Raw genomic sequence first — 12723 nt, 5'->3', positions numbered from 1 at the left:
CTGATTGATAAGTCTGGGTTAATCGCCTGAATTGGTGAACGACATATTAGGCTTTTAGGTCAGTTACATTGTTTTATTGCGTTTAGACAGCACAGACAAAACCCCAGATCACAACTGACTAAGTTTTCTTTTTTAGGCTGAAGTGTTGTAGACGTGTTACTTAAGTGACTAATTTGGGAACTCTATAGCTTAGGTCTATAAATATTACCTGAGAATTATTATCCTCACAAATTACGGTAAAAACTATGTCTGAAGAAAGTGCAGAAATTATATTAATACCATCAGAGAGTACACCGTCTAAAATAGAAACGTCTATCGCTGCATTTAGTGAACCGCTTGCTAATTTTTTAAAGCATCTTGGATTACCGACAGATAACATTCTCTCACCTATTCAAGAAAGAAGAAAGGTAATTTATAACTTGGAAAGTACTTTGGAAGTTCTTCCTCTAGAAGAAAGAGCCAAATCCGAGTATTTGTCAAAGTTTGCTGCTTCAATAACAATGGGTTTGTTTGATGGTGCGCTTACCTTTCTATGGGATGAGACTATCAAGGCGTTAGGAAGATTAATAGTTGGCTTTGATTTACAATATTTTTACAATGTTGCAGGAACTATATCACCAAAATACAAAAATTTAAACTTAGAGGAAGAACTGGAAGCTATATCTGCTCATGATCTATTGGAGATATGTAGAAGAATGGGTTTAATAAGTGATATCAACTTCACAAGATTAGAACATGTTAATTACCTTAGAAATCATGCTAGTGCTGCACACCCTAACAAAAATAATATCACTGGAATGGAGATGATAAGTTTGTTAGAGTATTGCTTAAACTATGCAATAACTGCAAAACCAGATCATTCTGCAATTAGGATAAAGCTGCTTCTTGAAAATATTAGGAAGAATGAAATACCTGATGAAGATTTTGTTTTAATCGGTGAGGATATTGTTAATCAACCTCAAGAAAGAATAGATGATTTTCTTCAGTCAATTTTTGGTATTTATTGCGATCAAAAACAAGAGTTACATGTAAAAAGGAATATAGAAAAATTAATTCTTTATGTTTGGAATTGCGCTTTGGAAGAGACAAAATATTATATAGGTTCTAAGTTTGGATGGTATAGAAAAAATGGTGATACTGCCAGAAGAAATGCAACTCAGAAAATTTTAGAAATTGTTAATGGTCTTCAATATAAAGATGAAGATAGTTTGGCAGCAGAACTTATTGAAAAGTTGCAAAATTTAAAGACAGTTCATTTTGAGTGGCAGAACTATTATAATGAATATCCTCACGCTAAATCAATAAGCGAATCAATTCCAAAAACTGGCATACCTAAATCAGTTATAAAGTTATTTGTTAAAGTTATTTGTATTTGTTATTGCGGTAATGGTAAGGGTTATAAAAGAGGAGTAGATGAAAGAGCAATATCTTATTACGAAACTTTTATTAATAGTTTCACCATAGAAGAAGTTAAAGAATATTTGATGCTCTTTAGTGATCATGAATTTGTATATGATCTAGACACAACAAAAGCTGATGAACGGATGAGAGAGCTTGCAGATAATCTGAAAAAAAAGACAACAAATGTTCATATTAACAAAGCATTATATAAAATTACTAATTTTCCTAGATTAGCTTTATCTAAAATTACTTCTGATTCTTCTTATAAAGAAGCTATAAAGTATATATAGTCTAGCTGATTGATTAATTTTTATCACTCCGAATCCTTCAACATAAGAGTCAACAATTCCGACATCTCCCACAAATCTTTATTCCGGTTATCATCATAAATCATCAGCGTCCTGGGGTCAGCATGACGGCTCAATTTCTGCACCTTTCTAATATTCCCATCCGTCGCATCCAATGCCGCCGTAATTGCCGAATGCCTGACCCTATGCGGTGACATGGGTTTCTTCACCCCAGCGAACTTAAAAGCTGCCGACACTATTTTATAGATAGCATCCGTAGTCAATCTATGCCCTTCATTATGAAAATCTAACGCTGTAAAAATTGGTAAACTAGCATTCAAATCCCCTCGCGCAATTAGCCAATCAGCAAGAGCAGCCGCCACATCCTTGGACATATCCAAGTATTCTTCATTCGTTCCCTTGCCCTTCCCCAAAATCCTCAACTTGCGTCCATAAAAATCAAAGTCGCCCACATTAAGATGGCATATCTCCTGGCGACGCAATGCTAAACCCCACAGCACCAGAAAGATTGCATAGTTGCGCTTACCAATTAAAGTCTCCCTGTCAAACTGCTGAATTACTTTTGCTATCGCTTTGCTATCAACACCCCGCGTATCTCGGTATGCCTTAACCTTCTCCCCCTCGACATCCTCCAGGGAATAATTGCACACCCCCAGCTTACGCCCCATCTTCGCCAACGACTTAATCGCCGCCAACCGCCGATTGATTGTCGCCTCCCGCAACCCAGATTTAATCAACATCGCCTTGTACTTCAGCACCACCATCACCGCCTGAGAGGGCTGCAAGTGCAGAAACTCCAGCACACTATCACCAGTCGGCGGCACAAGAGTCATCTTCAGAAAGAAATCCCTCAAATCCTTTTCATAAGCCCGTCGAGTATTGGGGTTGCGCTTATCTGCCAACAGTTGCGCCAACACATCTGGGTCGCCCTGAAGTTGTGCGTCAAAATATCTGGCGATCGGTGCATCTAAACACGCCTCCAATTCTACCTTGACGATTTCCCCCCAACCTGGCTGATTAGGCATAAGTGCTTACTAGCTCGTTATTGATAATACAGATTTCCAATAACGTCTATCATTGCATACAATGTTTTTGCCTGAACGTTTACACAAGATATAGCAATAGTCACTTGTTGCGGAAGTCACTAAGTATCATCAGCGCTGTGTGTAGTCTGTAAAATTGCTGCTTTGATATCGAAATTGATATCAATTTTGGTAGCACAAGAATATTGGGGATTCTGCCCCAAAGCGATGCCTGCGGCTGGCTACGCCAACACCCAAAAACTGCTGCCCTCTATGGTAAGTAGGCTAATATTACCTACTCGTACTTTTTTCAACGCAGTGTCTAACCCTCATCAGCAGATTGCAAGACAATTGCATACAACTTTTGGCTAACCCGAAAGTCAGCAGTAGCAATTAACTGATCAATCAATGGTTTAATAGCTGGAATTAGCCCTTGTTTTTTGGCTTGTAGCAAGACTCCCAACAGACCCGTTACATTTAGTCCATAACTTGTAGCGACTGCTCGTCCTCGGCGTTCATCCATTAATAGCAAGTCAGCTTTCAGTTCTAAAGATAAAATAATTGCTTCGGCTTCTCCTAAGTCAATATTGTTCTGATTTTCCTGAATTTCTGTAACTTGTTGAGAATTAACAACAGCTATCGTCTGAATCCAAGATAGTTGTTGTACTTCTACTGCCCCAGGAACAACTTTATCTACACCTACCATCTCGTTATAAACGGCTTGGGGAATGATAACGCGACTATACAACTGACGCAGTAAATCTAACTGACCAATCGCTGCCAAGTTTGTGATCGGTGATGTGTCGCTAACTATAATCACAACAAGCCCATTGATTGCAGTGTCCGCACATCGGATTGGAAGTCTTCTACATCATAGTTGATGTGTAAACCGCGTTTAGCCAGTTCATGCTGGAATTCAAGTACTGTGATTCCTGTCCAGGCTCGGACTTTGCCACTGCTAATTTTACCTTGCTGATAAAGCAAGATGCCAATTTCTAATTTCAGTTCATCCGAAGTCATGTTTGATGCTCGGAGGATGTCATCGGGAATTATGACGCTCATAAGGGAAAACTCCAATTCATAGTTTATTCTAATTCTTCTGTCATGCTGGGCAAGAAAAATCTATTAAACCTTTATAGTATTAGACCTTTATAGTTTAAACTGATTATACCTTAATTAGCTTATAGGTTTAGTAATCGTTTGAGGTCTTCAGCATTCTTGACTTGGCTCCAGTCAACCTCACAAGAAAGCAATAGTTCTATGGCAACTCCGATTAGGTGCTGAGGGTAAACCCGCTCACCAGGGGGAACTGCTTCTGTGTTGTTGTCCCGCACTGTTCGGGCTGTATCCGTTAACCAGTCATGCTGTGTGCGAGTAATTTTAATATTGATCGTCACGGGCTTTTCTGATACTACTGCTGAAGAAGTTGGTGATGCAGTAGGGGCTTCTAATGCTGACTTTGGGGCTGGTGATGTTATAGGCATTTTCTCAACTGGTAAGGAAGTTGGTTCTACTTCGGCGGCAGGAGAGGTAATCTCTGGCTCTGATTGGCTCTTAATTCCAGAAAACTGGCTTAATTTCATGCCAGACATTTTCTTTTTGGTCATTTCGTCCCCCAATGTTTGATGTATTCTTTAGCTAAAGATTGGTAAGCTCTAGCACCACTGGACTTGGGGGCGTAAGTCCTGACTGGTTGTTGCGCTGCGATGGATTCAGCAACAGCTATGTTATCAGGGATAGTTGTGTGCAACAGTCGATAACCTAACTCCACTGCTGCCTCAATTAGTAAATCGTCAGCCTCTTTAGTCAGAACTAACCGGGGCTTATACCGAGTTCTGACAACATCAATGGGAATATCTGCCCTTTCCCCTCGAATTAACTCCACGGCTTCCGAAAGCCCTTTTAGAGAAGCGGGTTCGTTCATTGTGGGGATAAGAATGCGCGAGCTGCTAAGGATGGCTTGCACTGATACCACCGATAGTCCAGGCGGACAGTCCATTAAGACTACATCAAACCCAGAAAGCCTTGACAGCGCTGGAACGAACAAGTCACTCTCAGCTTTTAGGCGAAACATACCTATGTCACCCGGAATCAGACAAAGGTGTTTTACTTGGGTCTGTTTGGGTGCGATCGCTTCTTTACTGGTTAGCCAGTCAAGGGTTGTTGGCTCAGTACCATCCATGCCTAGACCGAACGAGAGAGTACGCTGTCCATCTAAATCAATCAGCAGGGTTTGGCGTTTGGGAGATGCTAGAAATGCCCCTAAGTTTAGGGCAGTAGAGCTTTTACCTGTCCCACCTTTAAAGTTGAATACACTGATAACAATCATTTGTTAAAAATCTAAAGCGTTAATCAGTCTATACCATAAAGGTCTAATACTTTTATATCTCTATACATTGAAACATATCTGACTTGAATGAGGCGATTATTATTGAATAATACCATAAAGGTCTAATAGTTTTAAAGTAATAATACTTTAAAACTATTAGACCCCAAAGTTCTAGTTTCAGAAGTGGTAGTAACTGGAGCAGAGGGAGAATTGGAAAATCAAGTCTATGATGTAATTCGGACAAAGCCTGGTATGAGAACAACCAAGACTCAGCTTCAAGAAGATATTAATGCCATCTTTGGTACAGGCTATTTTTCTAATGTGCAAGCAGTTCCCACAGATACACCTCTGGGGGTTCGAGTAACAGCAGTGAAAATTCCAAACCCAGTTCTCAAATTAGTCACTGTCAAGAACGCCCCAACTCTGCCAAAAAATGTAATTCAAGACAGTGACTTTTCTAAACCCTGCAAAACTGCTTGTTGTTCTTGCTTGGACAGCTTTTTTAAGCCTTGGTCGGCATCAAAAGCCGCAGACGAAACGAGCAAAACGTTAATCTTTTCAGTTGCAGGTAGATTTGGAATCCACCCTGCTTTTTAAGGGGGGCTAGGGGGGATCAATAGGTGCTGAAAGTCACAGCCAACGACTTTTTAAACAACCTCTAAGGATTATTTAGAAAATTGCACTTTACTGAAACTTTATCTTTCTAGGAATAATTTTCATAAATGCTCATAATTGAAAAAAAACAGTACTTAATATAGCGATTAGGGGTACAGCCGGGATACCTGCAATTTGGGACACGTTGTAAACAAATGTTGCAGAAACCGATTTTACAATTTACTAACTTGCCCAAAAATGGTATTGAGACATTCAAATTTTTGCACACTAAAATCAACTCTTCACGCGATTCAGTCTCTTAAACTTGCCCATAAATGGCCATGTTTGGGAATGTTTCAACTGGAGGAATAAAGTAAAGCTTGGGATTGAAACAACCGTATATCAAGGGTTTGGCTTGACATCCGTTACAGAACTTTACAACGTGTCCCATTGATAGGGTATCCCGGCTGAACCCCGATTACGCATAAATTAATTAAATACTCATGTTATATAAGGAGATGAATATAACAAAAAATAATCTCAGTAAAAACTGGGATTATTCTTTGATGATTAATTATTAACAAATAGAGGGCTTCAGTAAGTATTGAAGTCGCGCAAAGCTGCGAAAATGCGGCTTTTTATTGGACGCAGCTTTTGCCGCAAGGTAGACTGGGTTAATTTTTTTAATTAGCTCTTTCTCAATTCAAGATTAAATTTACCCAGAGAAAAAAGCGAATGAGCCAAAGTCTAAATATTCCAGAAATTGCCATTGCGATCGCTGCAAAACAACACAACCCGACAATTTTAACTCCAGATTTTCTGAAGTATAGTGGTATCGTCCCTAATAATTGGGAACTGGGTAAGCCTCCGATTCTAACAGATTCTAATGCTCAGGTAGTCTTTGCTAACGGCATTAGTATAACTTCATACGTCAATCGGATTATTTTCACAGAGGCGATCGCCACTAAAGAATCCACTGAGGTGGAAATTCCGGCTCTAGCTGGCAAATATGTAGAGACATTGGCGCAAGTAGACTATCAGGGCGTGTCTATTAACTTTCGGGGACATGTCTTGTTCAATGAGCAAAACAATACAGCACGCAACTATATTTTTGGCACACTGCTGAATCCTGGTCCTTGGCATGAGTTTGGCAAAGCACCTGTGCAAGCTGCCATGCGGTTTAATTACACCCTAGAAGGGGCACAGATGAGCTTGGATATCAATGAAGCAGGGCTACAACTGCCAGATCGAACAGTGCAACCCATCGTGCTGTTCACCGCCGCTTTTAATCACGCAATTGTTCAAGAAGAACCAAGTCAGCGCTTAGCTATTCTATCAGAAATAATTAGTAATTGGCAGACAGATATAGAGGCTTACAAAGAACTGGTGAACACCAAGTTTCTCAATTCACCATATCAGCTAAATCTAGTAGCAAATGAATCTGTTATCCCCACAGCAAGGACTTTTTGAGGGCTGTGTGAGGACGAATAGATCGATAAAACCAAACACCACAACCCCACAAAATACTTTTGTAAAGCAGGGGGTTGTTCAAAAATCTGACTGGAGATTTTACCCAATTTGCGGGGAGATTGGTGTTTGTGTTGGCAAAAAGCAGCATCTATTAAACAATTGGGAGATTATTCATGAACGATATTGACTTGATAGTGTCTTCTGTGACGGCTCCACTATATGTCACTTTGAATCAAACGATTCCCGTGTCTTGGAGAGTTACAAACCAAGGTACAGATTCTGCCTTAGCTGACTGGTATGACTATATTTACATTTCCGATGACCAGTTCTTCGACTACAGCGATACCCAACTGACCGCTCGTTATACAGGAGAATATACGCCTCTAGCATCTGGGGGGAGTTATACAGCCACCCAGGACATTTATATTGCTGACTATATAATAGGAGGCGATCGTTACCTATTATTTGTCGCTGATGGAGGAGGATACTACGGCAACTTCCAGGGTGAAACAAATGAAACCAACAATGTATTCGCCCAAGCCATCACCATAAATGCCCCAGATTTGGTGATTACTGCCGCCAATGCCCCAACTACTGCTGTACGAGGTGAGACGATTTCGGTGTCTTGGACAGTTAAAAACCAAGGTACAATTTCTGCCTTAGCTGACTGGTATGACTATATTTACATTTCCAATGACCAGTTCTTCGACCTAAGCGATTTCGAACTCGCCAGGCGCTACACAGGAGAGAATACGCCTCTAGCATCTGACAGTAGCTATACAGTTACCCAAGATATTTCTATTCCCAACACCTTCTTGCTACCACCAGGCGATCGCTACTTGTTCTTTGTTGCGGATAGATTCAACTACCAGGGTGAAACAAGTGAAACCAACAATGTATTCGCCCAAGCCATCACCATAAGTATAAGTGGGCCAGATTTGGTTGTGACAGCAGCTAGTGCCCCAACCACGGCTGCATTAAATGAGAGGATTTCCGTGTCTTGGACAGTTAAAAACCAAGGTACAGTTTCTGCCTCATCTAACTGGTATGACGCAGTTTACATTTCTGATGACCAGTTCTTCGACTACAGCGATACCTCTCTCACCTACCGTTATACAACAGGAGAGAATAGGCCTTTAGCATCTGGGGGGAGTTATACAGCTACCCAGGATATTTATATTGACAAATACTATGTAGCAACAGGCGATCGCTATCTGTTATTTGTCGCTGATACATACAACTTCCAGGGTGAAACCAATGAAACCAACAATGTATTCGCCCAAGCCATCACCATTGCTGCCCCAGATTTAGTGATTACTGCTGCCAATGCCCCAACTACTGCTGCACTAGGTGAGACGATTTCTGTGTCTTGGACAGTTAAAAACCAAGGTATAGTTTCTGCCTCATCTAACTGGTATGACTATGTTTACATTTCTGATGACCAATTCTTCGACGATAGCGATACCTATCTCACCAACCGTTATACAACAGGAGAGGATACGCCTCTAGCGTCTGGGGGGAGTTATACAGCCACCCAAGATATTTCTATTCCTGACTATATAGCAGGCGATCGCTACCTGTTATTTGTTGCTGATAAAGACCACTACCAGGGTGAAACCAATGAAACCAACAATGTATTCGCCCAAGCCATCACCATTGCTGCCCCAGATTTAGTCATTACTGCCGCCAATGCCCCAACTACTGCTGCACTAGGTGAGACGATTTCTGTATCTTGGACAGTTAAAAACCAAGGTACAGTTTCTACTTTTGCTGACTGGTATGACTCTATTTACATTTCTGATGACCAGTTCTTCGACTCTAGCGATACCCAACTCACCAGCCGCTACACAGGAGAGTACACGCCTCTAGCAGCAGCAGGTAGTTATACAGCCACCCAGGATATTGATATTCGTGACTATGTAGGAACTGGCGATCGCTACCTATTATTTGTCACTGATGCACGAGGAGGATGGTCTGGCAACAACCAGGGTGAAACCAACGAGGACAATAATGTATTCGCCCAAGCCATTACCATTGCTGCCCCAGATTTGGTGATTACTGCCGCCAATGCCCCAACCACTGCTGCATTAAATGAGACGATTTCTGTATCTTGGACAGTTAAAAACCAAGGTACAGTTTCTGCCTCATCTAACTGGTATGACTATGTTTACATTTCTGATGACCAGTTCTTCGACTACAGCGATACCCAACTCACCAACCGTTATGCAGGAGAGGATACGCCTCTAGCAGCAGCAGATAGTTATACAGCCACCCAAGATATTTCTATTCCTGACTATGTACGAACAGGCGATCGCTACCTGTTATTTGTTGCTGATAAAGACCACTACCAGGGTGAAACCAATGAAACCAACAATATATTTGCCCAAGCCATCACAATAAATGCCCCAGATTTGGTCATTACTGCCGCCAATGCCCCAACTACTGCTGCACTAGGTGAGACGATTTCTGTATCTTGGACAGTTAAAAACCAAGGTACGGTTTCTACTTTTGCTGACTGGTATGACTCTATTTACATTTCTGATGACCAGTTCTTCGACTCTAGCGATACCCAACTCACCAGCCGCTACACAGGAGAGTACACGCCTCTAGCAGCAGCAGGTAGTTATACAGCCACCCAGGATATTGATATTCGTGACTATGTAGGAACTGGCGATCGCTACCTGTTATTTGTCACTGATGCAGAAACGGGATGGTATGGCGACAACCAGGGTGAAACCAACGAGGACAATAATGTATTCGCTCAAGCCATCAACATTGCTGCCCCAGATTTAGTTGTGACAGCAGCCAATGCCCCAACCTCTGCGGCATTAAATGAGACGATTTCTATATCTTGGACTGTTAAAAACCAAGGTCTAGTTTCAGCTTTCGCTGACTGGTATGACCGTGTTTACATTTCTGATGACCAGTTCTTAGACTACTTCGATACCTATCTCAACGAGCGTTATACAGGAGAGGATACGCCTCTAGCGTCTGGGGGGAGTTATACAGCCACCCAAGATATTTCTATTCTAGGAACAGGCGATCGCTACCTCTTATTTGTCACGGATGCGTATTACAACCAGAGTGAAACCAATGAAACCAACAATATATTTGCCCAAGCCATCACAATAAATGCCCCAGATTTGGTCATTACTGCCGCCAATGCCCCAACGACTGCTGGATTAAATGAGACGATTTCTGTATCTTGGACAGTTAAAAACCAAGGTACGGTTTCTGCTTTTGCTGACTGGTATGACAGTGTTTACATTTCTGATGACCAGTTCTTCGACTACAGCGATCGCCAACTAGCCAGCCGCTATGCAGGAGAGGATACACCTCTAGCAGCCACAGATAGTTATACAACCACCCAGGACATTTCTATTCCCAACGATGTAGCAACTGGCGATCACTATCTGTTATTTGTCGCTGATAGAAGAGAGTACGGCAGCAACCAGGGTGAAACCAACGAGGACAATAATGTATTCGCTCAAGCCATCACTATAAATGCCCCAGATTTGGTGATTACTGCTGCTAATGCCCCAACCTCTGCTGCATTAGGTGAGACGATTTCTGTATCTTGGACTGTTAAAAACCAAGGTACAGTTTCTACTTTTGCTAACTGGTATGACACAGTTTACATTTCTGATGACCAGTTCTTCGACTACAACGATACCAAACTCACCCAGCGCTATGCAGGAGAGAATACGCCTCTAGCATCTGGAGGGAGTTATACAGCCACCCAGGATATTTTGATTCCTGACTATGTAGCAACAGGCGATCTCTACGACGGGCTGCGCCAACGCTACCTATTCTTTGTCACTAATACAGAATACTACCGCGAAAAACAGGTTGAAACCAATGAAACTAACAATGTATTCGCCCAAGCCATCACCATAAATGCCCCAGATTTGGTGATTACTACCGCCAATGCTCCAACCTCTGCTGCATTAAATGAGACGATTTCTGTATCTTGGACTGTTAAAAACCAAGGTACGGTTTCTGCTTTCGCTAACTGGTATGACACAGTTTACATTTCTGATGACCAATTCTTCGACGAAAGTGATACCTATCTCACCAGCCGCGATGCAGAAGAAGATACGCCTCTAGCATCTGGGGGTAGTTATACAGCTACCCAGGACATTTATATTGACAACTCCGTAGCAACTGGCGATCGCTACCTATTATTTGTCGCGGATGGAGTCAACTTCCAGGGTGAAACAAACGAGAACAATAACCTTCAGGCGGTAGCAATTAGCTTGTATGCCCAAGACCAAATTTTCAACGGTACATCTGGGCGCGATACCTTGACTGGTGACAATAGCAACAACCTAATCACTGGCTTACAAGGAGCAGATACCCTCACTGGTGGTGCTGGCAGCGATCGCTTTGTTTATACCAGTATCCGCGATGCTGGAGATACAATTACTGATTTTGTCGCTGGTACTGACAAAATTGACTTGAGCCAATTCTTACAGAGTTTGAGCTTGGAAAACCTCGACTATACCACTGCAACAACTCAAGGCTACTTGAGTTTTGGGAGTGTTTTAAGTAATACTACTGTGTTAATTGACCTAGATGGCACGGCAGGTCGCGCTCGTCCAACACCGTTATTGACTGTTGCTGGTGTATCTCAAAGCACCCTAGCTCAGTCTGATAACTTTGTGTTTTAAGTTGCACTGAAAACTGTCATTAGTCATTAGTCCTTTGTCATTGGTAAAAAAATCTCATGAACATTTCCCCATTCATCAAACATTCAACATTCAAAATCGGTCTTATCAGCCTTGCTAGCTTGGGAAGCTTGGCGATCGCTAGCACTTCGGCCCTAGCTGTTGGGTTAAACTTGAGCAGTTGGCAACAATTTGGCGATGTCACTACTTCAGCAGATGGAGCCAATTTATCCAATGCCAGCTTAGAATTTGCCGATGACGCCCCCGCTAGTGCCGGCACTTTCAACTATTCCGGTATATCCGCAGGTAATGCAGGTTTTACCCCAGACTTACAAGACTTTCTCGGTTTAGCTGATTTGTCTGCCTTGGATATTGGAGGATTTGCATACGAGGGATCTGCAATTAAAAATACCGTCACTGTTGCGGCTGGTGAAGCTTTGAGTTTTGACTGGAACTTCCGCACTAACGAGACACTTAACAAAGATTTCGCCTTTTTGTTGGTGGACAGCACAGTCATTAAATTGGCTGACTTCACTGATGCAACCCAACCTTCCAGTCCCTTCCTTCAAGAAACAGGGATTCGTTCTTATACCTTCACTACTCCTGGGACATACACCTTAGCCTTTGGGGTGGTTGATGTAGATGATTATGGAACTACATCTGCTTTGGAGGTGAAAAACGCCACAATCAAGCGAGTTGCTGAACCAAGTACTATTCTGGGTTTAGTTACGGCGCTGGGTTTTGGTGCAACTATGGGGCGGTTAAGAAAAAAAATGTCCACTTACAGCAGTCTGTCGTAAGGGTTTAGCGCATTGCTTCTTGGCGTCAACTTAAGCCTGGGCGAATGGAATTCGCGGCTACACAAACTTTCGTCCGCCTGCACGGACTTAAGAGAAAATTAATGTTTTTAACCCGCGCAGGTGGTCACTGAG

Annotated in this window: 10 protein-coding genes; 5 read left to right on the top strand and 5 right to left on the bottom strand. The window is 42.1% G+C overall.

Annotated features, from left to right (window positions below):
- Window positions 1-245: 245 nt before the first annotated feature.
- The gene (locus IQ276_RS39655) at window positions 246-1691 is read left to right on the top strand and encodes a hypothetical protein (protein WP_193913143.1); all 1446 of its coding nucleotides are present in this window, start codon (window positions 246-248) and stop codon (window positions 1689-1691) included.
- Between the two features lie 23 nt (window positions 1692-1714).
- Here the strand turns inward: IQ276_RS39655 and IQ276_RS39650 are convergent, their stop codons facing one another.
- The 5 genes from IQ276_RS39650 to IQ276_RS39630 form a co-directional block, all read right to left on the bottom strand.
- Entirely contained in the window at window positions 1715-2734 is a 1020-nt protein-coding gene (locus tag IQ276_RS39650; RefSeq protein ID WP_193913141.1) for a tyrosine-type recombinase/integrase, read from the bottom strand.
- A 319-nt stretch (window positions 2735-3053) separates the two neighbouring features.
- Complete coding sequence (locus IQ276_RS39645) at window positions 3054-3551, bottom strand: PIN domain-containing protein (RefSeq protein ID WP_193913139.1); 498 nt, start codon at window positions 3549-3551, stop codon at window positions 3054-3056.
- Window positions 3548-3793 carry a UPF0175 family protein gene (locus IQ276_RS39640; RefSeq protein ID WP_193913137.1) on the bottom strand — a complete coding sequence of 82 codons (246 nt, stop codon included), beginning with the start codon at window positions 3791-3793 and terminating at the stop codon, window positions 3548-3550. Before IQ276_RS39640 ends, IQ276_RS39645 begins: the two co-directional genes overlap by 4 nt.
- Before the next feature lie 119 nt (window positions 3794-3912).
- A complete protein-coding gene (locus tag IQ276_RS39635) occupies window positions 3913-4338 on the bottom strand; it encodes a hypothetical protein (RefSeq protein WP_193913135.1) in 426 nt (141 codons plus the stop codon).
- Complete coding sequence (locus IQ276_RS39630) at window positions 4335-5060, bottom strand: ParA family protein (protein ID WP_193913133.1); 726 nt, start codon at window positions 5058-5060, stop codon at window positions 4335-4337. Before IQ276_RS39630 ends, IQ276_RS39635 begins: the two co-directional genes overlap by 4 nt.
- 183 nt (window positions 5061-5243) lie before the next feature.
- Here IQ276_RS39630 and IQ276_RS41220 point away from each other — a divergent pair, with 183 nt between their 5' ends.
- The 4 genes from IQ276_RS41220 to IQ276_RS39610 all read left to right on the top strand — a co-directional run bounded on the left by IQ276_RS41220 (window position 5244) and on the right by IQ276_RS39610 (window position 12591).
- Window positions 5244-5657 carry a POTRA domain-containing protein gene (locus IQ276_RS41220; protein ID WP_373690644.1) on the top strand — a complete coding sequence of 138 codons (414 nt, stop codon included), beginning with the start codon at window positions 5244-5246 and terminating at the stop codon, window positions 5655-5657.
- Window positions 5658-6389: 732 nt separating this feature from the next.
- Window positions 6390-7124, top strand: a complete 735-nt coding sequence (locus IQ276_RS39620) for a hypothetical protein (RefSeq protein WP_193913131.1) — start codon at window positions 6390-6392, stop codon at window positions 7122-7124.
- A 173-nt stretch (window positions 7125-7297) separates the two neighbouring features.
- Window positions 7298-11794, top strand: a complete 4497-nt coding sequence (locus IQ276_RS39615) for a CARDB domain-containing protein (protein WP_235116531.1) — start codon at window positions 7298-7300, stop codon at window positions 11792-11794.
- A 56-nt stretch (window positions 11795-11850) separates the two neighbouring features.
- Window positions 11851-12591 carry a PEP-CTERM sorting domain-containing protein gene (locus IQ276_RS39610; RefSeq protein ID WP_193913127.1) on the top strand — a complete coding sequence of 247 codons (741 nt, stop codon included), beginning with the start codon at window positions 11851-11853 and terminating at the stop codon, window positions 12589-12591.
- The last annotated feature ends 132 nt before the right edge of the window (window positions 12592-12723 follow it).

Origin of the sequence: Desmonostoc muscorum LEGE 12446 (assembly GCF_015207005.2) — a bacterium.
Classification (GTDB): Bacteria; Cyanobacteriota; Cyanobacteriia; order Cyanobacteriales; family Nostocaceae; genus Nostoc; species Nostoc muscorum.
The sequence above is the reverse complement of the archived record's forward strand: the minus strand, read 5'-3'. Positions and strand labels throughout refer to the sequence as shown.